At 71.6% G+C, this 24,232-nt stretch carries 22 protein-coding genes and 2 rRNA genes; 15 read left to right on the top strand and 9 right to left on the bottom strand.

Annotation, left to right across the window (positions count from 1 at the left end; translation table 11 throughout):
- Positions 1-13: 13 nt before the first annotated feature.
- Together ABWO84_RS12870 and ABWO84_RS12865 are read left to right on the top strand one after the other, a co-directional pair.
- Positions 14-1,498, top strand: coding sequence for a CoA-acylating methylmalonate-semialdehyde dehydrogenase (locus ABWO84_RS12870; protein ID WP_353115144.1), 1,485 nt, complete (start codon positions 14-16; stop codon positions 1,496-1,498).
- Positions 1,499-1,515: 17 nt separating this feature from the next.
- On the top strand, positions 1,516-2,901 hold the full coding sequence (locus ABWO84_RS12865) for an aspartate aminotransferase family protein (protein ID WP_353115142.1): 1,386 nt from the start codon (positions 1,516-1,518) through the stop codon (positions 2,899-2,901).
- Positions 2,902-2,915: 14 nt separating this feature from the next.
- Here the strand turns inward: ABWO84_RS12865 and ABWO84_RS12860 are convergent, their stop codons facing one another.
- The gene (locus ABWO84_RS12860) at positions 2,916-3,188 is read right to left on the bottom strand and encodes a metal-sensitive transcriptional regulator (RefSeq protein WP_353115140.1); all 273 of its coding nucleotides are present in this window, start codon (positions 3,186-3,188) and stop codon (positions 2,916-2,918) included.
- Positions 3,189-3,247: 59 nt separating this feature from the next.
- Here ABWO84_RS12860 and ABWO84_RS12855 point away from each other — a divergent pair, with 59 nt between their 5' ends.
- From ABWO84_RS12855 to ABWO84_RS12845, 3 genes are all read left to right on the top strand, one after another.
- Complete coding sequence (locus tag ABWO84_RS12855; protein ID WP_353115138.1) at positions 3,248-4,525, top strand: DUF445 domain-containing protein; 1,278 nt, start codon at positions 3,248-3,250, stop codon at positions 4,523-4,525.
- 12 nt (positions 4,526-4,537) lie between these two features.
- Positions 4,538-5,434: an agmatinase family protein gene (locus ABWO84_RS12850; protein WP_353115136.1), complete on the top strand. Its 897-nt coding sequence runs from the start codon at positions 4,538-4,540 to the stop codon at positions 5,432-5,434.
- A 202-nt stretch (positions 5,435-5,636) separates the two neighbouring features.
- Entirely contained in the window at positions 5,637-6,509 is an 873-nt protein-coding gene (locus ABWO84_RS12845; protein WP_353115134.1) for an endonuclease domain-containing protein, read from the top strand.
- 42 nt (positions 6,510-6,551) lie between these two features.
- Here the strand turns inward: ABWO84_RS12845 and ABWO84_RS12840 are convergent, their stop codons facing one another.
- Together ABWO84_RS12840 and ABWO84_RS12835 are read right to left on the bottom strand one after the other, a co-directional pair.
- A complete protein-coding gene (locus ABWO84_RS12840; RefSeq protein ID WP_353115133.1) occupies positions 6,552-7,196 on the bottom strand; it encodes an SDR family oxidoreductase in 645 nt (214 codons plus the stop codon).
- 186 nt (positions 7,197-7,382) lie between these two features.
- Positions 7,383-8,387, bottom strand: a complete 1,005-nt coding sequence (locus tag ABWO84_RS12835; RefSeq protein ID WP_353115131.1) for a LacI family DNA-binding transcriptional regulator — start codon at positions 8,385-8,387, stop codon at positions 7,383-7,385.
- Positions 8,388-8,537: 150 nt separating this feature from the next.
- Here ABWO84_RS12835 and ABWO84_RS12830 point away from each other — a divergent pair, with 150 nt between their 5' ends.
- From ABWO84_RS12830 to ABWO84_RS12810, 5 genes are read left to right on the top strand one after another with little or no spacing between them, the layout of a single operon-like run.
- On the top strand, positions 8,538-9,803 hold the full coding sequence (locus ABWO84_RS12830; protein ID WP_353115129.1) for a sugar ABC transporter substrate-binding protein: 1,266 nt from the start codon (positions 8,538-8,540) through the stop codon (positions 9,801-9,803).
- A gap of 2 nt (positions 9,804-9,805) precedes the next feature.
- Positions 9,806-10,933: a carbohydrate ABC transporter permease gene (locus ABWO84_RS12825; RefSeq protein WP_353115127.1), complete on the top strand. Its 1,128-nt coding sequence runs from the start codon at positions 9,806-9,808 to the stop codon at positions 10,931-10,933.
- A complete protein-coding gene (locus tag ABWO84_RS12820; protein WP_353115125.1) occupies positions 10,930-11,799 on the top strand; it encodes a carbohydrate ABC transporter permease in 870 nt (289 codons plus the stop codon). Before ABWO84_RS12825 ends, ABWO84_RS12820 begins: the two co-directional genes overlap by 4 nt.
- Complete coding sequence (locus ABWO84_RS12815; protein WP_353115123.1) at positions 11,796-12,515, top strand: Type 1 glutamine amidotransferase-like domain-containing protein; 720 nt, start codon at positions 11,796-11,798, stop codon at positions 12,513-12,515. The genes ABWO84_RS12820 and ABWO84_RS12815 overlap by 4 nt, the downstream gene beginning before the upstream one ends.
- 52 nt (positions 12,516-12,567) lie before the next feature.
- Positions 12,568-14,436 carry a glycogen debranching N-terminal domain-containing protein gene (locus ABWO84_RS12810; protein ID WP_353115121.1) on the top strand — a complete coding sequence of 623 codons (1,869 nt, stop codon included), beginning with the start codon at positions 12,568-12,570 and terminating at the stop codon, positions 14,434-14,436.
- 29 nt (positions 14,437-14,465) lie between these two features.
- On the opposite strand, the gene ABWO84_RS12805 is transcribed toward ABWO84_RS12810, so the two are convergent.
- Genes ABWO84_RS12805 through hutH form a run of 4 tightly spaced genes read right to left on the bottom strand, consistent with a single transcriptional unit; the run spans position 14,466 to position 19,358 of the window.
- Positions 14,466-14,954 carry a hypothetical protein gene (locus ABWO84_RS12805; RefSeq protein ID WP_353115119.1) on the bottom strand — a complete coding sequence of 163 codons (489 nt, stop codon included), beginning with the start codon at positions 14,952-14,954 and terminating at the stop codon, positions 14,466-14,468.
- Positions 14,955-14,963: 9 nt separating this feature from the next.
- Positions 14,964-16,151: an imidazolonepropionase gene (gene hutI, locus ABWO84_RS12800; protein ID WP_353115235.1), complete on the bottom strand. Its 1,188-nt coding sequence runs from the start codon at positions 16,149-16,151 to the stop codon at positions 14,964-14,966.
- 2 nt (positions 16,152-16,153) lie between these two features.
- Positions 16,154-17,824 carry a urocanate hydratase gene (hutU, locus tag ABWO84_RS12795; RefSeq protein ID WP_353115117.1) on the bottom strand — a complete coding sequence of 557 codons (1,671 nt, stop codon included), beginning with the start codon at positions 17,822-17,824 and terminating at the stop codon, positions 16,154-16,156.
- Positions 17,817-19,358, bottom strand: coding sequence for a histidine ammonia-lyase (hutH, locus tag ABWO84_RS12790; RefSeq protein WP_353115115.1), 1,542 nt, complete (start codon positions 19,356-19,358; stop codon positions 17,817-17,819). Before hutH ends, hutU begins: the two co-directional genes overlap by 8 nt.
- 52 nt (positions 19,359-19,410) lie before the next feature.
- Between hutH and ABWO84_RS12785 the strand changes: the two genes are divergently transcribed.
- The 5 genes from ABWO84_RS12785 (at position 19,411) to ABWO84_RS12765 (ending at position 23,781) form a co-directional block, all read left to right on the top strand.
- The gene (locus tag ABWO84_RS12785; protein WP_353115113.1) at positions 19,411-20,196 is read left to right on the top strand and encodes an IclR family transcriptional regulator; all 786 of its coding nucleotides are present in this window, start codon (positions 19,411-19,413) and stop codon (positions 20,194-20,196) included.
- Between the two features lie 64 nt (positions 20,197-20,260).
- Positions 20,261-21,460, top strand: a complete 1,200-nt coding sequence (locus ABWO84_RS12780; protein ID WP_353115111.1) for an OmpA family protein — start codon at positions 20,261-20,263, stop codon at positions 21,458-21,460.
- A 33-nt stretch (positions 21,461-21,493) separates the two neighbouring features.
- Positions 21,494-22,009, top strand: coding sequence for a DUF3060 domain-containing protein (locus tag ABWO84_RS12775; protein ID WP_353115109.1), 516 nt, complete (start codon positions 21,494-21,496; stop codon positions 22,007-22,009).
- Positions 22,010-22,159: 150 nt separating this feature from the next.
- Complete coding sequence (locus tag ABWO84_RS12770) at positions 22,160-22,870, top strand: response regulator transcription factor (protein WP_353115107.1); 711 nt, start codon at positions 22,160-22,162, stop codon at positions 22,868-22,870.
- Positions 22,867-23,781 carry a sensor histidine kinase gene (locus ABWO84_RS12765; RefSeq protein WP_353115105.1) on the top strand — a complete coding sequence of 305 codons (915 nt, stop codon included), beginning with the start codon at positions 22,867-22,869 and terminating at the stop codon, positions 23,779-23,781. Before ABWO84_RS12770 ends, ABWO84_RS12765 begins: the two co-directional genes overlap by 4 nt.
- 72 nt (positions 23,782-23,853) lie before the next feature.
- Here ABWO84_RS12765 and rrf read toward each other — a convergent pair.
- Both rrf and ABWO84_RS12755 read right to left on the bottom strand, forming a co-directional pair.
- A 5S ribosomal RNA gene (gene rrf / locus ABWO84_RS12760) occupies positions 23,854-23,970 on the bottom strand.
- 109 nt (positions 23,971-24,079) lie between these two features.
- Positions 24,080-24,232, bottom strand: a 23S ribosomal RNA gene (locus ABWO84_RS12755); the annotation flags it as partial.

Raw genomic sequence — 24,232 nt, 5'->3', positions numbered from 1 at the left:
GGAGAAGGCGCCCATGACCCTCATCCCTCACTTCATCGCCGGCGAGGAGACCGCCGCCGCGGATCGCACCCTCCCCGTCTACGATCCCGCGACCGGGGTGGCGCACCGCCGGGTGGCCGTCGCCACCGCGGACGAGGTGCGCACGGCGGTCGCCGCGGCGAAGGCGGCGCTGCCAGGCTGGCGAGCGACCAGCCTCATCCGGCGCGCGGACGTCTTCTTCCGGCTGCGCCAGATCCTCAGCGAGCGCACCGAGGAGCTCGCGGCGGTGGTGACGAGCGAGCACGGCAAGGTGCTGTCCGACGCGGCGGGCGAGGTGTCGCGCGGCATCGAGAACGTGGAGTTCGCCGCAGGGCTGGCGCATCTCCTCAAGGGCGAGCGTGCCGAGCAGGTGGCCCGCGGCGTCGACGTCCACTCCGTGCGGCAGCCGGTCGGCGTGGTCGCGGCGATCACGCCGTTCAACTTCCCGGTGATGGTGCCCCTGTGGATGGTCGCCTCCGCGATCGCCTGCGGGAACACCGTCGTGCTCAAGCCGTCCGAGAAGGACCCCTCCGCCGCGCTCTGGCTGGCGCGAGCCTTCCGCGAGGCAGGGCTCCCCGACGGCGTGCTCAACGTCGTCAACGGAGACAGGTCCGCGGTGGAGGCGCTCCTCGACGCACCCGAGGTCGCCGCGGTGAGCTTCGTCGGCTCCACGCCGATCGCCCGGTCGATCTACGCGCGCGCCTCGGCGTCCGGCAAGAGGGTGCAGGCTCTCGGCGGGGCGAAGAACCACATGGTCGTGATGCCCGACGCCGACCTCGACGCCGCCACGGCCGCCGCCGTGTCCGCCGCCTACGGCTCCGCGGGCGAGCGCTGCATGGCGGTCTCGGTGCTCGTCGCGGTCGGCGACGTCGCCGACCGGCTCGTGCCGCGCCTGCAGCAGGCGATCGGCGAGCTGCGGATCGGCCCCGGCGACGACCCCACGAGCGAGATGGGGCCGCTCATCACGCGGGAGCACCGCGACCGGGTGGCCTCCTACGTCGCGGCCGCCACCGCCGAGGGCGCCCGCGTCGTGGTGGACGGCACGCGGCAGCGCTTCGACGGCGACGGCTTCTTCCTCGGCGTCAGCCTCGTCGACCACGTGCGGCCGGGCATGAAGGTGTACGAGGACGAGATCTTCGGCCCCGTGCTCTCGGTGGTCCGGGTGGACAGCTACGCCGAGGCTGTCGAGCTGGTCAACGGCAACCGGTTCGGCAACGGCACGGCGATCTTCACCCGCGACGGCGGCACCGCGCGCCGGTTCGAGTTCGACATCGAGGTGGGGATGGTCGGCGTGAACGTGCCGATCCCGGTGCCCGTCGGCGTCTTCTCGTTCGGCGGCTGGAAGGACTCGCTGTTCGGCGACTCCCACATCTACGGCCCGGAGTCGATCCACTTCTACACGCGCTCGAAGGTCGTGACCACGCGCTGGCCCGACCACACCCCGGCCCAGATCGACCTGGGCTTCCCGAGCAACCGCTGAACGCCGCAGGAGCAGAGATGATCGAGTACGCCGACCGGACCGGAGCGGTCCGCACCCTGCCGGACGCCGAGGCGGAGGCCCGCGTGCGCGGGGACGACCGCGGGCACGTCTTCCACTCCTGGAGCGCACAGGCCCTCATCGACCCGCTGCCCGTCGCCGCGGGCAAGGGGGCGACCTTCTGGGACTACCAGGGCAGGCCCTACCTGGATTTCTCCAGTCAGCTGGTGAACCTCAACCTCGGACACCAGCATCCGGATCTCGTCGCCGCACTGCAGCGCCAGGCCGGAAGGCTGGCGACGATCCAGCCGTCGATGGCCAACGACGTGCGCGGAGAGCTCGCGCGCCTCATCGCCGGCGTCGCGCCCGACGGCCTCGAGAAGGTGTTCTTCACCAACGGCGGGGCCGAGGCCAACGAGTACGCGGTGCGCATGGCCCGCCAGGTGACCGGCCGGCGCAAGGTCCTCTCGATGTACCGCAGCTACCACGGCTCGACGGCGACGGCGATCACGCTCACCGGGGACCCCCGCCGCTGGGCCAACGACGGGGGCGACGGCGGCGCCGTCCGCTTCTTCGGCCCCTACCTCTACCGCTCCGCGTTCCACGCCGAGACCCCCGAGCAGGAGGCGCAGCGGGCGCTCGATCACCTCGAGCAGACCATCCTGCTGGAGGGTCCCGCCACCATCGCGGCGATCATCATCGAGACGGTGGTCGGCACCAACGGGGTGCTCATCCCGCCGCCCGGCTATCTCGACGGGGTGCGCGCGCTCTGCGACCGGCACGGCATCCTCTACATCGCCGACGAGGTGATGGTCGGCTTCGGCCGCATCGGCGAGTGGTTCGCGATCGACGCCTTCGGCGCGGCGCCCGATCTGATCACCTTCGCCAAGGGCGTCAACTCGGGCTATGCGCCCCTCGGCGGGGTCGTGCTGTCCGAGCGCGTCGCGGCGCACTTCGACGAGACGCCCTTCCCCGGCGGCCTCACCTACTCGGGGCATCCGCTCGCGTGCGCTCCCGGCGTCGCGACCTTCGAGGTGTTCGCGCGCGACGGCATCCTCGAGCGGGTGCGCGACCTCGGCTCCCGCGTCGTGGAGCCGGCACTGCGCGCGATGGCCGCGAAGCACCCCAGCGTCGGGGAGATCCGCGGCCGCGGTCTCTTCTGGGCGATCGAGCTGGTGCGCGATCGCGAGACGCGCGAGCCGCTGGTGCCGTTCAACGCCACAGGTCCCGCGGCGGCGCCGATGGCGGAGTTCGCCGCGGCCGCGAAGCAGCGCGGGGTCTGGCCGTTCACGCACTTCAACCGCACCCACGTCGCGCCGCCGCTCATCATCTCCGAGAGCGATCTCGTGCGCGGGCTCGCGGCGATCGACGAGGCGCTCGAGGCGGCCGACGCGCGCGTGGGCTGAGCGCCGGGGCGGCGCTACTTGGAGTCGAAGTCGAAGGCCTTCAGCAGCTCGCCGACGGCCTGGTCCCTCTCCTCGCCGCCGTGCTCGAACATGTGGGTCACATGGGTGCGCAGGTGGTTCTCCAGGAGGAGGCGGTTGAGCGACTCCAGCGAGCGTTGCACGGCACGCGACTGCGTGATGATGTCCATGCAGTACTCCTCGTTCTCGATCATCCGCGCGATGCCGCGCAGCTGACCCTCGAGGATGCTGGTGCGGTGCAGGGCACGCTTCTTGATGTCTTCGATCACCCTTCGAGAGTACCGGCGTCGCGCCCCCGCGCGCCGATGCCGCGTGGGAGGATGACCCCATGGCGCAGCGCACGATCCCCCTGCTCAGTGAGGCCGATCAAGTGCGGCTGCGGAACCTCCGCCGGATGAAGGCGGTGGCGCTCGGCGCCCTCATCGCGATGGCCGTGCTGTTCGTCGTCTCATTCTGGTTGCAGGGCCGGGTGCCGTGGCTCGCGTACGCGCGCGCGGCGGCGGAGGGCGGCATGGTCGGCGCCCTCGCCGACTGGTTCGCCGTCACCGCGCTGTTCCGGCATCCGCTCGGCATCCCCATCCCGCACACGGCGATCATCCCCAACCGCAAGGACGAGATCGGCCGCAGCCTCGGCGAGTTCGTCGAGACGAACTTCCTCTCCGCGGAGGTCGTCCGCACCAAACTCGACGAGACCGAGGTGGCACGCCGTCTCGGAGAGTGGCTGCGTCAGCCGCCGCACGCCGAGCGGGTCGCCGCGGAGGGGGCGACGATCGCGACCGCCGTCCTCAACGCGCTCAGCGACGAGGACGTGCGCGACGTGATCGCCGATCTCGCCCGCCAGCACCTCGTCGCCCCGGAGTGGGGCCCGCCCGCCGGCGCCTGGCTCGAGCGGATCGTCGAGGCCGACGCGCACCATGGCGCCGTCGACCTCGCGGTGGACAGCATCGCCGCTTGGCTCAGCCAGAACGAGAAGGCCTTCCAGGGGCTGATCTCCCGGCGCCTCCCGTCCTGGGTCCCCTCGCTCGCGCACCGGTTCGTCGACGACACCGTGTACCGCGAGGCCGTGAAGTTCGTGCAGGCGGTGCAGGCCGATCCGCGGCATCCGGCCCGGATCGCGCTCGACGGCTATCTCGCCCGCCTCGCCGACGGGCTGCAGCACGATCCGGCGATGCGCGCGCGGCTGGAGAACGCCAAGGCGAACCTCTTCGACAGCCCGCGGGTCGCGTCGCTCGCCGCGGAGGCCTGGCACGCCGCCAAGAACGGGCTGATCGATGCCCTGGCCGATCCGCGGAGCGGGCTGCGGGTGCGCGCCGCGGCCGCGCTGGCGGAGATCGGCGAGCGGCTGACGACCGACGGGGCGCTGCAGCGGCGGGTGGACGGCTGGGTCACCGAGGCGGCTGTCTTCGCCGTCGACCGCTACCGGCACGACATCGCGTCGATCATCACCGACACGATCGAGCGCTGGGACCCCGCTGAGACCACCGAGAAGATCGAGCTGATGGTCGGGCGCGACCTGCAGTACATCCGGCTCAACGGCACCGTGGTCGGAGCGCTCGCCGGCCTCGCGATCTTCACCGTCGCCCACGCCCTCATCCCCGGCGCCTGAGGAGGAACGCCCATGGCTCTCTCGCACGATCCGCTCTGGCCTCGGGCCGGGTCCTGGCCGGCGTCCGACGGCGCCCCTTCGGATGCCGCGATCATCGGCGTCCCCGTGTGGCGCACCTCGCTCTCGCCGACGGGGGCGCACGAGACGCCCCGCGCGATCCGCGACGCGCTCCCCCGCTACGGGGCGACCCTGATGGGCCCGCCGCCGGTCGACCTCGGCGAGGCGCTGCGCATCGTCGACGCCGGCGACGTGTCCGAGCCGGACGGACCGGAGGGCACCGAGCGCACGGTGGCACGGGTCGCCGAGCTGGCCGCATCCACCCGGCGTGTGATCGCGCTGGGCGGCGACAACTCGCTCACCTACTCGGTCGCGCGCGGCGCCGCAGCGACCGGCCTCATCACCTTCGACGCGCATTTCGACCTGCGCGACGGGGTCTCCAACGGATCGCCCGTGCGCCGGCTCGTCGAGGACGCCCCGGAGGGGGAGCGGATCGATCCCCGCCGCATCGTGCAGGTCGGTATCGCCGACTTCGCGAACTCGGCCGCCTACGCCCGGCGGGCCGCCGACTGGGGCATCCGGGTCGTCACCCTCGACGAGCTCCGTCTCCGCGGCGTCGACGACGTCGCCGCCGAAGCCCTCTCGATCGCCGGTGCCGGGAACGATCCGCGCGTCCACCTCGACATCGACGTGGACGTCTGCGACCGCGCGGTCGCCCCCGGCTGCCCGGCGAGCGTCCCCGGCGGCCTGGCGGCGTGGGAGCTGCGCGCGCTGACCCGGGCGATCGGCGCCGATCCCCGGGTGGTCAGCGCCGACCTCGCCGAGGTGGACGCCACCGCCGACGCCCCCGACGGCCGCACCGTGCGGCTCGCGGCCCTCTGCGTGCTGGAGCTCCTCGCCGGGATGGTGTGACCTTCCCCCGGGGATCCCGGGCCCGGCCCCCGCGTCTGCCTGGCCCTGCCCTTACCTCTGCCCTGGCCCCGGGACGATCCGCACTCGAGATGACGAACGGCACTCGGGTTCGGCCGCCCGCGGGTGCCGTCCGTCGCTTCGGATGCGGGATGTACGTCCTCCCCAGTCCGTCACGGAGAATCCTTCTCCACCGTCCGTGAGGATGCGGCGGACGGATGCGGTCGCGAGACGCCATCCTGTCAGACATGCACACGCCATCCGATGCCCTCCGCCGCCTCGGCGGCTCGCCCGTGGAACCCGGCTGCAGCAGCTGGGCTTCACCCGCGCACAGCTGGCGCGGGACGTCGGCCGCGGACAGATCGTACGCGTACGCAACGGGGTCTTCGGCGTCACGTCGCTCGCTCCCGACCTCCACGCAGCCGCATCGCATGGCGGCGCCCTCACCTGCGCGAGCGTGCTGCGTGACGCCGGCATCTGGGTGCTCCCCGAGATCAACGGTCCGCACGTCTGGATCGGCTCCGGACGCCATCCCCACCTCCACGACGGATGCCGATGCGTCACCCATCATCACCGGGGTGCGCCGCCCCTCGGGGCGGTCGGCATCGAGACGGCGCTGCTTCACCTCCGGCACTGCGCCGGCGACGAGGCGTTCTTCGCCGCGTACGAGTCCGCGTGGCGGCGGAGGAGACTGGACCGCCGGGCGCGCGAACGGATCCGGACGGCGCTGCCGAGGAGCGCACGATGGATGCTGGACATCGCCCGGCCCGATGCGGACAGCGGCCTGGAGTCCCTCTTCCGGCTGCGGATGCACGTCCTCGGCATCAGGCTGGCCTGCCAGGTCGATGTCGAAGGCGTCGGCCGGGTCGACTTCGTCATCGACGAATGCCTCATCGTGGAGGTCGACGGACGCGAGAACCACGACGGGCCGGCGCTCCGCCACAAGGATCTGCGCCGGGACGCGGCCGCCTCACGGCGTGGATACGAGACGCTCCGGTTCGACTACGCGCAGATCGTGCACGACTGGCCGAGCGTGCAGGCGGCGATCCTCGGTGCGCGGGAGAGGGGCCGCGCCTGACGCGGATGGCGTCGAGCGCGGAAGGTCGTCCGCGACCGCCGTTCAGCCGGCGAGCGCGTCGGCGACCGGGCGGTCTCCGTCGTTGAAGCGGATGGTGCGGTGCACGGTCGAGGGCTCGAGGAGGGTCTGCGCGATCACCAGTGCCACGTTCGCGCGGGAGACCTCACCGGACGCCTTCGCCTCCGCGTCGATCCGCCCGGTCGCGTCGCCGAGCGTGAGCCGGCTCGGGCCGAGCACCGTCCACGCGAGGGACGTCGCACGCAGATACTCGTCCGCGGCCGCCTTCGCCTCCGCGTAGGAGTGGAAGGAGTCCGTCGGCGGGATGCCGTGGTCAGGCCGGGATCCGAAGTACGAGACCATCACGTAGCGGGACACTCCGGCATCCCTCGCCGCGTCCATCGAGCGGGCGGCGGCCTCGAAGTCGACGGCTCGGGTACGGGAAGCGTCGCCGCCTCCGGCCCCGGCCGACCAGACCACCGCGTCGTGTCCGGCGATCAGCTCGGCGAGGGCACCACGCGACTCGTGCTCCACGTCGAAGACGACCGGATCGGCCCCGCCGGCGCGGATCTCATCGGCGTGCGCAGCGTTGCGGATCACCGAGGTGACCTCGTCTCCCCGCGCGGAGAGGATCGGAGCGAGCAGGAGCGCGACCTTGCCGTGGCCGCCGATGACGATGATCCGTGCCATGCCTCCACGCTACTCGCGCCGTGCCCGCTCCGGGCCGCCTCCCGCGCCCCGAACCGCACAGACCGCATCCCACACGACACTCCGCACCCCGAACACCCCACATCCGGATGCAGAACGTCACCACGGATGCAGAACGTCCACCCCGCAGACCGGCCCACCCGCCGCGCGGGCCCCGTCCCCCCGACCTCAGCGGACGACGAGGCGGGGCTCGATCAGCACGTGGGCGGATCCGGCGAGCGGACGGCTGGGCACCACGACGTCGCCGGTGGGGCCCATGAGCAGCCGCAGCACGCCGCCGGCGACGTCCTCGGGGCGCTGCTCCACGCTGGAGAACCCCAGGGCCTCGGCGGTCGGCGTGTTGTCGAAGCCGATGACGGGCAGCGGGCGACGTGCGGCGGCGACGGCGAGCAACGCGCCGACCGCGAGGGAGTCGCTCACGCACACGATCGCGTCGGCGTCGAGCCCTGCGGCGAGCGCCGCCTCGACGGCGAGACGTCCGGGCAACACGCCCTCCTCGGCGGTCAGCCGCGGACCGGGGAGTCCCGCATCCGCCATCCGCTCGGCCCAGCCACGCTCGCGGTCGTCCCCGGTGCCCGATCCGGTCGGCCAGCCGAGGAACGCCACCCGCGGGCCGAAGCCGAGCGCGTGCTCGCAGGCGGCCCTCGTCCCCGCGGCGCCGTCGACGTCGACCCACAGATGCTTCGGGTCGGCGATGTCGTCGGTGCCCCAGGGGCGTCCGAACGACACGAAGGGCAGACCGTCCTCGTCGAGCCGAACGACCCGGGGGTCGTCGCGCACGGTGCCGGTGAGGATCGCGGCATCGATCTCCGAGCCGTCCCACAGCTCCGCGAGCCGGGCGAGTTCCTCCTCCGCCGTGCGCGCGGAGTACACCAGCATCCGCATCCCGCGCTCGCTCGCACGCTCGGTGATGGCGTGCACGAAGCGGTCGAGCACCACGCCGGAGATCCCGCCGACGTAGGGATCGAGCCGGATCCCGATCGTGGAGCTGCGCCGGATCCGCAGCCGCCGGGCGGCCGCATGACGGCGGTAGCCGAGCTCCTCGATCGCCGCGACCACACGCTCCCGCGTGGCAGGCTTGACGATGTCCGGAGTGTTCAGCACGTTCGACACCGTCTGGCGCGAGACCCCCGCGCGCAGCGCGACGTCCTCCACCGTTGGCGCCTTCGACATCGTGCCTCCCCGGGAACAGGCGCTCGCTTGACAGAGCGCTTCGTGCGCGCCTAGCCTATTCCACACAAAGTTTGATCGTTCAAATTCCCCGATCGACCTTGCATCACGGCACCCCGCCTGTTCAGCTATGACTCTTCAAAGGAGAGAGAAATGTCACGGCACATCACCCGCACCCTGCTCGGCGCCTCCGCGGTGCTGGTCACCGGCGCGCTCACCCTCACGGCCTGCGGCTCGGGCTTCTCGGACGGCGGCTCCGGCGGAAAGGGCGACTCCGGAGAGCTCACCTCGTCGGACAAGCCGCTGAACATCCTCATCGGCTCTTCAGGCGACGCGGAGACCACCGCGGTCAACGACGCCGTCGCTGCCTGGTCGAAGGACTCCGGCACGGAGGCGAAGGTCACCGCGGCGAGCGACCTCAACCAGCAGCTCTCGCAGGGTTTCGCGGCCGGCACCCCCGCCGACGTGTTCTACCTGTCCACCGACGCCCTGGCCGGCTACGCCTCGAACGGCTCGCTGCTCGCCTACGGCGACAAGCTCAAGAACAAGGACGACTTCTATCCCAGCCTCCTGAAGTCCTTCACCTACGACGGCAAGCTCTACTGCGCGCCGAAGGACTTCTCGACGCTGCAGCTCGTCATCAACACCGACATGTGGCAGAAGGCCGGCCTCACCGACGCCGACATCCCGAAGAACTGGGATGAGCTCGCCGCGGTCGCCAAGAAGCTCACCGCCGATGGCCACGTCGGCCTCAGCATGAGCGGGGAGTACGCCCGCGTCGGCGCGTTCATGGTCGCCGCCGGCGGCGGACTCACCAATGCCGACTCGACGAAGGCCACCGCCGACGCCGAGGGCAACGTCACGGCGCTCGAATACCTCAAGGGCCTCCTCACCGGTGGCGAGATGAAGTTCGCCGCCGACCTCGGCACCGGTTGGGGTGGAGAGGCATTCGGCACCCAGAAGGCCGCGATGGTCGTCGAGGGCAACTGGATCACCGGGGCCATGAAGAACGACTACCCGGACGTGCACTACAAGGCCGTCGAGCTCCCGGCGGGCCCAGACGCCAAGAAGGGCACCCTGCAGTTCACCAACTGCTGGGGCATCGCCGCGGACAGCAAGAACCAGAAGGCCGCCCTCGACCTCGTCGAGCACCTGACCTCGACCGACAGCCAGCTCGCGTTCTCGAAGGCCTTCGGCCCGATGCCGTCGATCAAGTCCGCCGCGGACGCCTGGAAGAAGGACAACCCCGCTCTCGTCCCGTTCCTCGACGGCGCGGACTACGCGCAGGGCGTTCCGACCGCGAAGGGTGCCGCCGACGTGGTGACCGACTTCAACGGCAAGCTCGGCTCTCTCGCCACCGGCGACCCGAAGGCGATCCTCGACGCCACGCAGAAGAACCTCGAAGCGATCATCAAGTAACCATGTCCGCATACGCCGAGCGGTCTCGTCGTGGCCTGCGCCGCGGCGAGACCGCATCGGGGTGGCTCTTCACCGCCCCGATGCTGATCCTCCTGGGCCTGTTCCTGGTGGTCCCCGTCCTCATGGCCCTCTGGGTCAGCGTGAGCGACTGGGGCGGCCGCGGGTCGCCGTTCTCCGGCTCCGTCTCGTTCGTCGGCCTGAAGAACTACGGCGAGCTCCTGCTCGGCGGCGGGCTCGCCGAGCAGGACTTCGGCATGAGCATCAAGAACAACGCCTGGTACGTCATCCTCGTCGTGCCGTGTCAGACAGCACTGAGCCTCTTCCTCGCCGTGCTCGTCAACCGCCAGATCCTCAAGGGACGCGGATTCTTCCGCACCGCCTTCTACTTCCCCTCGGTGACGAGCTCGGTCGCCATCACCGTCCTCTTCCTCTTCCTCTTCTCCACCACCGGAGCGGTCAACGCGGCGCTCGGCTGGCTCGGGATCAACGGCCCCAACTGGCTCAACGACCCCTCGGGCATCTTCCACTTCGGCGCCACCGGCGGCCCGGCCGCCCTCACGCAGAACGACTTCCTCGGAGTCTCCTTCTGGGACTGGATCGGCGGCCCCAGCGTCGCCATGTGCGTCTACATCATCATGGCGATCTTCACCACCAGCGGCACGTTCATGCTGCTGTTCCTCGCCGCGCTGCAGAACATCTCCGGCGAGGTGCAGGAGGCCGCGATGGTCGACGGTGCGAACGGCTGGCAGCGCTTCTGGCGCATCACCCTCCCCCAGCTGCGCCCGACCCTGTTCACCGTGCTCACCCTCGGCCTCATCGGCTGCTGGCAGATCTTCGACCAGATCTACACCGGCAGCAGGGGCCAGCCGGCCAAGACCACCATCACGCCGGCGTATCAGTCGTACCAGTCCTCGTTCATCAACCAGGAGTGGGGCCAGGGCGCCGCGATCGCGTTCATCCTGTTCGTGATCATCATCGCCTTCACGCTCCTGCAGCGCTGGGTGCTGCGCGAGCGCAAGGTCTCGCGCCGTCGCAACCAGCCCTACCTCGACGCCGCCGCGCGCGCCGCCGCACGCACCTCGGCAGCCGAGCGAACGCCCGATCCGACGACCCCGGGAGGCCGACGATGACCGCCACCGCCCTCCCCACGCGGCGCAAGCACCTCGGCACGGCGCGCATCGTCAGCACCTCGGTGCTCTACGCGCTGCTGATCGCCCTCGCCCTGGTGTACATCTACCCCTTCCTCATCCAGGTGGCGACGAGCTTCAAGACCGACCCGGACGCCGCGACGAACCCGCTCTCTCTGGTGCCGCAGACCTTCACCACCGAGGCGTACGCGCAGTTGTTCCTGCGCAGCGACTTCCCGACCTGGTTCAAGAACTCGGTGATCGTCACGATCGTCGTGACGCTCGGACGCGTGTTCTTCAACTCCCTGGCCGGGTACGCCCTCGCGCGCCTGCAGTTCCGCGGGCGCAACGTCGTGTTCGCGGGCCTCGTCGCGGTGATGAGCGTCCCGACCGTCGTGCTGCTCATCCCGAAGTTCCTCGTCATCAAGCAGATCGGCATCTACGACTCCTACGCGGGCATGATCCTGCCGCTGCTCGTCGACGCGGCCGGGGTGTTCATCATGAAGAACTTCTTCGAGTCCATCCCCGCATCGGTCGAGGAGCAGGCGCGCATCGACGGCGCCGGCACATTCCGCGTGTTCTGGTCGGTCGTGCTGCCGATGGCCCGCCCGGCGCTGATCACGATCGTGATCCTCTCGTTCCAGGGCTCCTGGAACGAGCTGTCGCACTTCATCATCTCGACGCAGTCGTCCGAGCTGACGACGCTGACGAGGGGTGTCGCCCAGCTCGCGAACGGCCAGCTGAGCCAGGGCAAGCAGTTCCCGATCAAGCTCGCAGCGGCGATCATCATGACGATCCCGGTCGCGGTGATGTTCTTCATCTTCCAGCGGCGGATCATGAACTCCAGCGAAGGGGCGGTGAAGGAATGACCGCCTCGGAGCCGACGATCCTCGCGACTTGCGGCGGAATGGTCGACGGCGGCTGGCAGGACACCGCCTACGGACCGCTGCTGCACTACGCGATCGAGCTCGCCGGGGTGACGGGGCGTGCGCCCCGCGTCGCGCACGTCAACACCGCCGGCGGCGACCCCCGGTTCGTCGAGGGCGCGGAGCTCGAGGCGGCCCGCACTGCCGGTGCGGAGGCCAGCCACATCCGTCTCTTCCCCCATCCGAACCACGAGGACCTCGCCGAGCACGTGCTCAGCCGGGACGTGATCTGGGTGAGCGGCGGCAGCATGGTGAACCTGCTCGCGCTGTGGCGTGCGCACGGTCTGGACGACGTGCTGCGGCGGGCCTGGCAGGAGGGCGTCGTGCTCGCCGGCGGGTCGGCGGGCGGCCTGTGCTGGCACAGCGGAGGGACGACGACCTCGTTCGGCCCCGCCCCCTCGGTCGTGGCCGACGGCCTGCGGATGCTGCCCGGCTCGTTCAGCCCGCACCACGACTCCCAGCCCGGGCGCCGTCCGGCATTCCGAGAGGCGATCGCCGCGGGGCTGATCCCCGCCGGCCACGGGGTCGACGAAGGCGTCGGGCTGCGATACCGCGGCACGGAGCTGGTGGAGGTGGTCGCCGACAGACCGGACGCCTCCGCCTGGGCGTTCGACTCCGACGGCTCCGAGACGCGGCTCGACGCCCGCCTCCTGCGCTGAGGCCTTCCGCCACGACCGACAACACGCTACGAGCACCGAGAGAAACACCGGAATGACCACCCCCCACCACCCCCTCCAGCCGCTGCTGAACGACGCGATCATCACCCTCCAGGCGCCGACCCAGGTCTGGGCGGACGCGTCAGGCGAGATCGGATCCGCACCGATCCACGGCCTGTACCACGGCGACGTCCGGCACGTCCGCGCGATCGAGACGACCGTCGACGGCACCGCGCTCGAGCCGATCTCCTGGTCCTCCCCCGCACCGCAGACGGCGACCTTCACCGACGTCCTGCGCGGGATCGACGACGACCAGGCCGACCCGAAGGTGCGGATGGATCGCGAGCGCCTCGTCGCGGCCGGCTCCTTCGCCGAGACCGTCCTGCTGTCCTCGGCTCGCGAGGTTCCGGTGAGCATCGGCCTCACGGTGCGGATCGTCCCCGATTTCGCCCCGCTGCAGCTGGTCAAGGCCGGGCTCGCCGGCGACGTCGAATGGACCTGGGACGGGACCTCCGCCCGCGCCGGCGAGGCGTCCTTCGCCGTGGACGCCGGGGCGGCTGCGGTCACGGCCGACGACCGCGGGATCCACCTGCGCTGGGATCTCGAGCTCCCGCCGCGCGGTGCGCTCCGCGTCGACTGGGCGATCGCCCTCGACGACCCGACCCTCGTGGTCACCGCGCCGCCGGCACCCGCCCCGTCCGCGATCCCCGCCTCCGCGGATCCTCGCCTGGAGCGGTGGATCTCGCAGGCGACCGGCGATCTCGCCGCCCTGCGCCTGTCGACGCCGTCGCATCCGCAGGACGTGTTCTACGCCGCCGGAGCCCCCTGGTTCTTCACCCTGTTCGGACGGGACTCGATCTGGGCGGCACGTCTCGCCCTCCCCCTCGATCCGGCGGCCGCTGCCTCGACCCTGCGCGTGCTCGCCCGGCTGCAGGGCACGAAGAAGGACCCCGCGACCGCCGAGGCCCCCGGCAAGATCCCGCACGAGCTGCGGAGCGCCGCACTGTCCCTCCCGAACGAGGGCGTGCACCTCCCGCCCCTCTACTACGGCACGGTCGACGCCACGCCGCTCTGGGTCTGCCTGCTCGCCGACGCGCGCGACGCCGGGATGCCCGAGGACGAGGTGCGGGAACTGCTTCCGCACCTGCGTGCGGCGCTGGAGTGGGTCACCGTGCACGGGGACGCCTCCGGCAGCGGCTTCATCGACTACGTGGACGAGACCGGCCACGGCCTCGCCAATCAGGGGTGGAAGGACTCCGGCGACTCGATCCAGTGGCGCGACGGACGCCTGGCCGAGGGGCCGATCGCCCTGTGCGAGGTGCAGGGCTACGCCTACGAGGCCGCCGTGCGCGGAGCAGACCTGCTCGACGCCCTCGGCGAGGACGGCGCGGAGGGGCTGCGGGCCTGGGCCGCGGATCTCCGCACCCGCTTCCGCGCGGCGTACTGGGTCGAGACGCCGGAGGGCCGCTACCCGGCGATCGCCCTCGACGCCCATGGCTCCGCGGTGGACAGCCTCACGAGCAACATCGGGCACCTCATCGGCACGGGCATCCTCGATCCGGAGGAGGAGCGCGCCTGCGCAGCGCTGCTCACGGGCGACTCGATGGCGAGCGGATACGGCATCCGCACGATGTCCACCGGCGCGGCCGGCTACTGGCCGCTGAGCTATCACGGCGGCAGCGTCTGGACGCACGACACGGCGATCTCCGTGCACGGCATGCTGCGCGCAGGGCTCCCCGGCGAGGCGGCGCAGATCGCCCGGCAGCTGGTCGACGCCGCGGAGGGCTTCGGGTATCGCGTTCCCGAGCTGCACGCCGGCGACTCCCGGGTCCCCGGCGGGACTCCGGTGCCGTACCCGGCCGCCTGCCGTCCGCAGGCATGGTCCGCCGCCGCGGCGATCGTCTGCGCGCAGGCGATCGGCTGACCCGGAGCCGGAGGGCTGTCCCCGCGGGATCAGTCCTCCGGCATCCAGAAGCGGGCGCCTGAGCCGTCGCGGGCCGGAATCGGATGCAGCCTGCCGTCACGGCGCTGCGCGGGCACCCCCTGGACCGACGCCGCCTTCTCGATGGCGGCGACCAGTCGCTGCCAGGCGCGGTCGCCGACGGGGATGCCGTCCATCTCCGCCGCGCGGACGACACGGATCACCCCGCCGTCGCCCTCGGGGACCCACCGGACGAGCAGGTCCTCCGGCTCCAGCCAGACCAGCGTCCACTCCGTCGCGGACTCCCTCGTGACGCCGCGCGCCTCGCCGAGGGCCCGCTCCACGATCGCGAGGCCGCCCGCGCCCAGGCGGAGCGAGACGCCGAGACGCCCTGCCGCAGCGATGCCACGGCGTCCTCCGTCCTTCGGCCGGAGCGCACGCAGCTTGATCCGGATCGGCCGGATGAGCAGTGTGGCGAAGACGACCAGCGCGATGGTGAAGATCAGCGCGAAGGTGTCCATGCTTCGACCCTATCGAGCCCGCGAGCCCCCTCCGGCGACGAGGACGCCGTCCTTCCAGACGCGATCGATCAACGGGACGCCGGGGCGGTAGGCCAGGTGCACCCGGGTCGGCGCATCGAGCAGCACGAGATCGGCCCGCCGGCCCTCCGCGATCACACCGATGTCGTCCCTGCGGAGCGCCGCCGCGCCTCCCGCCGTCGCCGCCCAGATCGCTTCGGCGACCGTCATCCGCATGTCCCGCACCGCCACCGCGATGCAGAAGGGCATCGAGGAGGTGAAGCTCGACCCGGGGTTCGTGTCGCAGGCGAGCGCCACGGTCACGCCGGCGTCGATCAGGCGCCGGGCGTCCGGATAGGGCTGCCGGGTGGAGAACTCGACGCCGGGAAGCAGGGTGAGCACGGTGTCGGAGCCGGCGAGCGCCGCCACGTCGTCGTCGGTCAGGAAGGTGCCGTGGTCGACGGACGCCGCCCCCAGTTCCACCGCGAGCTGCACTCCGTCGCCGGGGCCGAGCTGCCCGGCGTGGATGCGGGGGGCGAGCCCGCGGGCGATGCCCGCCTCCAGCACACGGCGCGACTGCGCGACGGTGAAGGCGCCGGTCTCGCAGAACACGTCGATCCACTTGGCGTGCGGCGCGCACGCGTCGAGCATCGGCCCCACGACGAGATCGACGTAGGCGTCGCCCCGATCGGCGTACTCGGCCGGCACCACGTGGGCGCCGAGGAAGGTCACCTCGTCGGTGACCTCGGCGGCCAGCCGCACCAGGCGCTCCTCAGTGGCGACGTCCAGCCCGTAGCCGCTCTTGATCTCCACCGTGGTGGTGCCCTGCGCATGGATCTCGGCGAGGAAGCCGTGCAGCCGCTCCCGCAACTCGGCGTCGGCGGCCGCGCGGGTCGCCGCGACGGTGGAGCGGATGCCCCCTGCGGCATATCTCTCCCCCGCCATCCTGGCCTCGAACTCGGCGGCGCGATCGCCCCCGAAGACGAGGTGGCTGTGACTGTCGACGAACCCGGGGAGCACGGCGCCCCCCGTGGCGTCCACGATCTCGTCCGCGGTCATGTCGGCGTCGGCTGCGTCCCCGACCCAGGCGACGAGCCCGTCCTCGACGAGCACGGCGGCATCGCGCCGGGTCCCGGTCCGGTCGTCCCCCGCCGGAACGTTCGTCGTCAGCTCCCCGATGCCGGTGATCAGCGTCCGCATCGTCACAGCCCCATCGGCACCTTCAGCCCGCGTTCGCGGGCGACGTCCTTCGCATGGTCGTATCCCGCGTCGACGTGGCGCATCACCCCGGTGCCGGGGTCGTTCGTCAGGACGCGCTCGAGCTTCTGCGCGGCGAGCTCCGAACCGTCGGCCACCGTGACCTGCCCGGCATGGATGCTGCGGCCGATCCCGACGCCCCCGCCGTGGTGGAGCGACACCCAGGAGGCGCCGGAGGCCGTGTTCAGCAGGGCGTTGAGGAGCGGCCAGTCGGCGATCGCGTCGGAGCCGTCCCTCATCGCCTCGGTCTCGCGGTAGGGCGAGGCGACGGATCCGGAGTCGAGGTGGTCGCGGCCGATCACGATCGGCGCCGACAGCTCGCCCGAGGCGACCATCTCGTTGAACTTCAGCCCCGCCAGGTGGCGCTCCTTGTACCCCAGCCAGCAGATGCGCGCCGGCAGCCCCTCGAAGTGCACCTTCTCGCCGGCCTTCTCCAGCCAGCGGTGCAGTGCCTTGTCCTCGGGGAAGAGCGCCGCGATCGCGCGGTCGGTCTTGTAGATGTCCTCCGGGTCGCCGGAGAGCGCCGCCCACCGGAACGGCCCGCGCCCCTCCTCGAACTGCGGCCGGATGTATGCCGGCACGAAGCCGGGGAACTCGAACGCGCGGTCGAAGCCGCCCAGCCTCGCCTCCGCGCGGATCGAGTTGCCGTAGTCGAACACCGCGGCTCCGGCGTCCTGGAACGCGACCATCGCGGCGACGTGGGCGGCCATCGATTCCCGCGAGCGCCGGGTGAACGCCTCCGGATCGCGCTCGGCCTCGGCCTTCCACTCCGCGACGGGGATCCCGACGGGCAGATAGGCGAGCGGGTCGTGGGCGCTGGTCTGATCGGTGACCACGTCGATCGGGACGCCGCGTCGGAGCAGCTCGGGGAACACCTCCGCGGCGTTGCCGACGACACCGACCGACAGCGCCTCGCCGGCGCCTTTCGCGGCGACGGCCCGGGCGACCGCGTCGTCGAGGTCGGTCGTGTACTCGTCGAGGTACCCGTGCTCGACGCGGCGCGCCAGACGGGTCTCATCGACGTCGACGATGAGCACGGCGCCCTCGTTGAGCGTCACCGCGAGCGGCTGCGCGCCGCCCATCCCCCCGGCGCCGCCGGTGAGGGTGAGCGTGCCCTTCAGCGACTCCCTGCCGAGCGAGCGCGCCACGGCGGCGAACGTCTCATAAGTGCCCTGCAGGATGCCCTGTGTGCCGATGTAGATCCAGGAGCCGGCGGTCATCTGGCCGTACATGATCAGGCCGAGCTCCTCGAGCCGCCGGAACTCGGGCCAGGTGGCCCAGTCGCCGACGAGGTGGGAGTTGGCGATGAGCACCCGCGGAGCCCACTCGTGGGTGCGGAAGACGCCGACCGGCTTCCCCGACTGCACGAGCAGCGTCTCGTCGGGTTCGAGCTCGTCGAGCGTGCGGACGATCGCGTCGTACGCCTCCCAGCTGCGTGCGGCGCGGCCGGTCCCGCCGTAGACGACCAGGTCCTCCGGATGCTCGGCGACCTCGGCGTCGAGGTTGTTCATCAGCATCCTCTTGGCGGCCTCGGCGCCCCAGCTCTTGGCCGTCCGCTCGTGGCCTCGCGGGGCGCGGATCCGGCGGCTCGGATCGTGCAGGGTGTGCTCAGACATTCGCGTGCTCCTTCGCGGCGCGGGCGACGGCGCCCGTCTTGACCAGTGCGGTGACGGCTTCCATCTCGGGCGAGAGGAACCGGTCGGGGCCGGGGCCGCCGGCGACCGTGCGGACGAGATCGCGCACGGCTCCGGTGGCGGGCCCCGCGACGAGCGGCGCGCGCAGGTCGAGGGCGCGGGCCCCGGTGAGAATCTCGATGGCCAGCACCCGCGCGAGCCCGTCGATGCCCCGGCGCAGCTTGCGCGCGGCCGCCCACCCCATCGACACGTGGTCCTCCTGCATCGCCGACGACGGGATGGAGTCGACGGATGCGGGGACGGCGAGCCGCTTCAGCTCCGAGACGATCCCCGCCGCCGCGTACTGGGCGATCATCAGGCCCGAGTCGACGCCGACCTCCGAGGCGAGGAAGGGGGGAAGCCCGTGGCTGCGCGCCGGGTCGAGGGCGCGGTCCGTGCGGCGCTCGGACACGGAGGCGACGTCGGCCACCGAGATCGCGAGGAAGTCGAGCACGGCGGCGACCGGCGCACCGTGGAAGTTGCCGTTCGACTCGATGCGGCCGTCGACGGTGACGACGGGGTTGTCGACCACCGCGGAGAGCTCCCGCTCCGCGATCGTGGCGGCGTGCGCCATCGTGTCGCGTGCGGCGCCGTGCACCTGCGGAGAGCAGCGCAGCGAATACGCGTCCTGAACGCGCCCGTCGTCCGGCCCCTTGTGGCTGGCGACCATCGGCGAGTCCCCGAGGAAGGAGCGGAGGTTCGCGGCGGAGACGGCCTGGCCGAGCTGCGGACGGAGCGCCATCAGGTCGGCGGCGAAGACGGCGTCGGTCCCGAGCTGCGACTCGATCGACATCGCCGCAGCGAGGTCGGCGGTCGTGACGAGGGTCTCCAGGTCGTGCAGGGCGAGCAGGAGCATCCCGAGCATCCCGTCGGTGCCGTTGATGAGCGCCAGCCCCTCCTTCTCCTCGAGCACGAGCGGCGCGATCCCGCCTGCGGCGAGCGCGTCGGATGCCGGGACGAGGGCTCCCGAGGAGTCGCGGACGTCCCCTTCCCCCATCGCGGCGAGCGCGACGTGGGCCAGGGGGGCGAGGTCCCCGGAGCAGCCGAGCGAGCCGTATTCCCGCACCAGCGGGGTGATCCCGGCGTTGAGCATCGCGGCGTAGGTCTCGACGACGACCGGGCGGACGCCGGTCCGCCCGGAGGCGAGGGTCTGCAGGCGGAGCAGCTGGAGCGCCCGGACCACCTCGATCTCGACCTCGGCACCCGTGCCGGCGGCGTGCGACCGGATGAGGCTGACCTGCAGCTGACGGCGGCGCTCAGGGGCGATGAAGGTGGTCGCGAGAGCACCGAACCCGGTCGAGACGCCGTAGTGCGGCACCGGGTCGGCCGCCATGTCGTCGATCACGCGTCGCGAGGCCGCGACGCGCAGCAGTGCGTCCGCGTCGATGACGACGGGGGCGTGGTGGCGGGCGATGGCGACGACGTCGGCCGGCGACAGGGGTGCGGCGCCGACGATGACGGAGGGCAGTTCAGGCATGTCTCGATTCCACACCCGCCGCAGGCGATGGGACAGGCCGGTATGAGATCCTTTGTCTGTGATCCCAGACGATGAGGAGAGCCGCCCGCAGGTTCCGGCTGCGGACCAGACCCTGCGCATCCTCCGCCATCTGGCCCGGCGCCCGGGACCGATCGCCGCATCCGCCCTGGGCCGCGACCTCGGCATCCCCCGCTCGACCGTCTACCACCTCCTCGCGACCCTCGAGGAGCACGGCTTCGTCGTGCATCTCCCCCAGGAGCGGCGTTGGGGGCTCGGCACCTCCGCCTTCGAGCTCGCCGGCGGCTATGCGCGGCAGGAGCCCCTCGCCCGCGCCGGCCGGCCGCTCGTCGCCGGGCTCGCCGACCGGCTGGGCGAGAGCGCCCATCTGGCGGTGATGACGGGGCGTGACGTGCTGTACATCGTCGAGGAGCGCGCCGCGCGCCGCCCCGCCCTCGTGACGGAGGTCGGGGTCCGGCTCCCCGCGCATCTGACCGCCACCGGACGCGCGATGCTCGCTGCGCTCCCCCGCTCGCAGGTGCGCGCGCTCTATCCGGATTCCGCGGCCTTCACCGACCGCACCGGCCGCGGGCCCGCGCGTCCCGCGGAGCTGCGCGAGCTGCTGCGCGGGGTCAGGGCCGCCGGGGTCGCGAGCGAGGACGGCGAGGTCACCGAGGGGTTCCGCTCCATCGCGTCCGCGGTGCGCGATCACGCCGGCTGGCCCGTCGCCGCTGTCGCGGTCACCTGGACCGACGTCGACGCCGACGCGGATCGCATCGCGGAGGCGGTGTCTGCCACGGCCCTCCTGCTCGCGCAGCGTCTCGGCTACGACCGGCGGTGACGATGTCGCCGAACTGCGACATCGCGGCGACAGGGCTGCGATCCCGGATCGATAACCTCTACTCATGACCACAGCTCAGCGCCGCCGCATCCGCCCGCTCCTGTCGGCCGTGTCCTTCGGGTTCGCCGCCGCGATCGCGCTCACCGGCTGCGCGGCCTCCGCCCCGCAGTCCTCGCCCTCCGCCCGCCCCGCGACGGCCAAGACGCCCGCCGCTCCGGCGGCGGCGACCGTGCCGGGCTACGACGTCGGGCAGTTCCCGCCCGTCCCCCTCTTCGTGCTCCCCGATCTCTCCCTCCTCGACACCTCCGCGTCGGCATTCACCATCAAGGTCAACGACGCGCTCGCGGACATCCCCGGGGTGACGGCCTCCCCGGCGCACTGCGACGGCGGCGGCAAGGTCGTATCCGGCAACGGATCGGCCTACCTCTACGGCGACGGCTCCGGGTCGTTCACCGGCCCCGACGGCTCGGTGCAGAACTTCGGCGACGGCTCAGGCAACTCCACGATCAACGGGGTGACCATCCAGAACTTCGGCGACGGCTCCGGCAACTACACCAGCGGATCGGTCACCATCCAGAACTTCGGCGACGGCTCCGGCAACTACACCGACGCGACCAAGAAGGTGCAGATCTTCGGTGACGGCTCGGGCAACTACACCGACCACGACCAGGAGATCCAGAACTTCGGCGACGGCTCAGGCAACTACACCGCGGGACGCGTGCACATCCAGAACTTCGGCGACGGCTCCGGAGAGTACTCCGACGGCACGATCGCGATCCGCAACTACGGCGACGGCACGGCGAAGATCGACGGCAAGACGGTGAAGGCCGATCCGATCCCTCCGGTTCCGAAGCTCGGGGTCTTCCCGCCGCTCACCGCCCTCGCGCCCCTGAAGTCCTGCGGCACGACGCTCACGTTCTCCGACGGAGTGCTGTTCGACTTCGACCGCAGCGACATCCGCGCCGACGCGGGCAAGACGCTCGAGGCGGTCTCGAAGGCGCTCTCCTCGCTCGACGTGGGCCAGGCCGAGGTCTCCGGGCACACGGATTCGATCGGCGCGGACGACTACAACCAGACGCTGTCGGAGAAGCGCGCCGAGTCCGTGGTGGCCGACCTGCGACGCCGCGGCGTGAAGACGCAGTTCACGGCCGAGGGCTACGGCGAGAGCCGCCCGGTCGCGCCGAACGAGCTCGACGGCGCCGACAACCCGGCCGGCCGCCAGCTCAACCGCCGGGTCGAGATCTTCATCCCGGCCGCCCTCTGACCTCGCACCGCACGACATCTCCAGGAGCACACCATGCGCACCCTCCGTCCCCTCGCCCTCGCCGTCGCGGCGCTCTCCCTGACCCTCGCCTTCACCGCGTGCTCGGTCAACGTCGTCGACGGGACGAAGCCCGCGGCCGGATCCGAGAAGACCCCGCCGCCGAAGACCGACGAGAAGACGAATCCGTCGACAGCCCCTTCGGAAGACGCCGAGGAGCAGTCCTCTCCCGACGGAGACGGCATAGATCGCCAGACCGTGATCGCCGCGGCCACCACCGTCAAGCGCTGCGACGGAGAGCTGACCCTCACCCAGGACGCGGCGGTCATCCGGGTCGAGGGCGCCTGCGACCGCGTGATCCTCAACGCCACGGGGTCGCAGCTCGTCACCGACGACGTCGCCTACCTCGAGGTCATCGGCGACGGCAACGTCGTGCTCTCCGGCACCGTCGACAAGCTGCTCGTCAACGGGAACTCGAACCTCGTGCATTGGCAGGGCACGACTCCCGAGGTCACTGATGTCGGCTCCGCCAACGTGCTCACCGCGGGCTGACCTCCCCGCCGACCGCCCGCGGCTCTGCCAGCATGGAGCGATGAGCGTGAGCACGGCGGTGGCCGGGGTCGACCTCGAAAGGGGCATCCGAGGGGACGGCGCATGCGACCCGATGCCCTCCGTGGGCCCGCTCCGCGAGGATGGTGCGCGATGACCGATACCGAGCGCCCGCAGCTGCTGCTCGTGGACGACGACGCGGCGATCACCGCGCCCCTCGCCGCGTTCCTGGAGCGCAGCGGCTTCGCCGTCCGTGTCGCCGGCGACGGGCTGGCGGGGCTGGCCGCGGTCGCGGAACGGCGCCCCGATCTCGTGGTCTGCGACGTACTCATGCCCCGTCTCGACGGACGGGAGTTCGTCCGCCGCGTCCGCGCGGACGACGGCACGCTGCCGATCATCCTCCTCACGCAGGTCGGCGAGTCGTGGGAGCGCAGCGCCGCGCTCGACGAAGGCGCCGACGACTACCTCAACAAGCCCTTCGATCCGCAGGAGCTCCTGTCGCGGATCCGCGCGGTGCTCCGCCGCGCCGCCGGCGGAGGGACGCCGCTCCGCGCCGCGGGGACCCTGCGCTCCGGCGAGCTCCGACTCGACCGCACGGCGCGGCGTCTCTGGCGCGGCGGGGACGAGCTGACGGTCACGCCCAAGGCGTTCACGCTGCTCGAATACCTCATGTCGCACCCGCATGAGGTGCACACCCGGGAGCGTCTGCTCAGCACCCTCTGGGGCTTCGACTTCGCGACCAGCAGTCGTGCCGTCGACCACCGGATCGCCGAGCTACGCCGCGTACTGGGCGACGACGCCGAGTGGATCACGACGGTGCAGAGCCTGGGATACCGGTTCGCCCTTCCTGTGGTGGCCGGATGAGAGCGCGGACGGCCGGCTGGATCGCCGCCGCCGCCCCGGCCGCCGTGGGCGCCGCCGTCGGCGCCGCCATGCTCCTCGCGGGGGACGCGCGGGCGCTGCACGTCGAGATGGCGCTCCCCGGCGTGGTGTGCACAGCGGGACTCGCGATCTCCGCGATCGCGACGGTCCCCCTCCTCTTGAGTCGGTCCCGGAGATCCGCCGCCGCCGCGGCGGCGGAGCGCGCCACAGCCGCGGCCGAGGAGGCCGCGCAGCACGAGCGCGCCCAGCATCGACGCTTCCTCGCGCGCCTCGACCATGAGCTGAAGAACCCGATCATGGCGATACGGGCCTCGGCGGCGGCCGCCGAGGCCTCCGAGGCCTGGGAGGCGGTCGACGCCCAGGCGACGAGGCTCAGCGCGCTCGTCCGCGATCTCCGCAAGCTCGCAGAGCTGGAGACCATCCCCCTGGAACGGGCTCCGGTCGACCTCGAGGTCGTGGTGCAGGACGCGATCGACGCCCTCCGCCGGCAGGATCCTCGAGCCGGAGCGAGGCTGGCGTTGCAGGTCACCCGCGTGCCTTGGCCGGTTCCGCCCGTCCTCGGCGACGTGGATCTGCTGTCGCTCGCGGTGGACAACGTGCTGGGCAACGCGGCGAAGTACTCTGCGTCCGGCCCCATCGAGGTGCGGCTGCGAGAGGAGCACGGCCGCGTGGTGATGGAGGTCGCGGACGAGGGGCGCGGCATCCCTCCGGAGGACCTTCCTCAGGTCTTCGACGAGCTCGCGCGCGCGAGCAATGCCCGCGACGTCACCGGCTCCGGGCTGGGGCTCACCCTCGTCGCCACGGTCCTCCGGCGACACGGGGGCGATGTGGACGTGCGCTCGCTGGCGTCGAAGGGCACGGTCGTGACGCTGCGTCTCCCCATCGGCGGCTGATCCGCCACGAAGCGGGACGGATCGTTAACGCAAAAGAGCCACCCAGCTCTGGGTGGCTCTTTCACAGAAGAAGTCCGGCGGTGTCCTACTCTCCCACAGGGTCCCCCCTGCAGTACCATCGGCGCTGTGAGGCTTAGCTTCCGGGTTCGGAATGTGACCGGGCGTTTCCCTCACGCTATGGCCGCCGAAACACTATTGACATGTATCAGGCAACACACACGTATGAGTGTGGTTGTTTGGTTCCCGACCGTACGTCGAGAACCACAAAGTGGACGCGTTCATCTTGGAAAGAATTGGTGTTATCAAGTCATCGGCTTATTAGTACCAGTCAGCTGCACACCTTGCGGTGCTTCCACATCTGGCCTATCAACCCAGTCGTCTGGCTGGGAGCCTCTCCACCCGAAGGTGATGGAAGTCTCATCTTGAGGCCGGCTTCCCGCTTAGATGCTTT

The sequence above is a fragment of the Microbacterium sp. genome (assembly GCF_040394595.1).
Classification (GTDB): domain Bacteria; phylum Actinomycetota; class Actinomycetes; order Actinomycetales; family Microbacteriaceae; genus Microbacterium.
The sequence above is the reverse complement of the archived record's forward strand: the minus strand, read 5'-3'. Positions and strand labels throughout refer to the sequence as shown.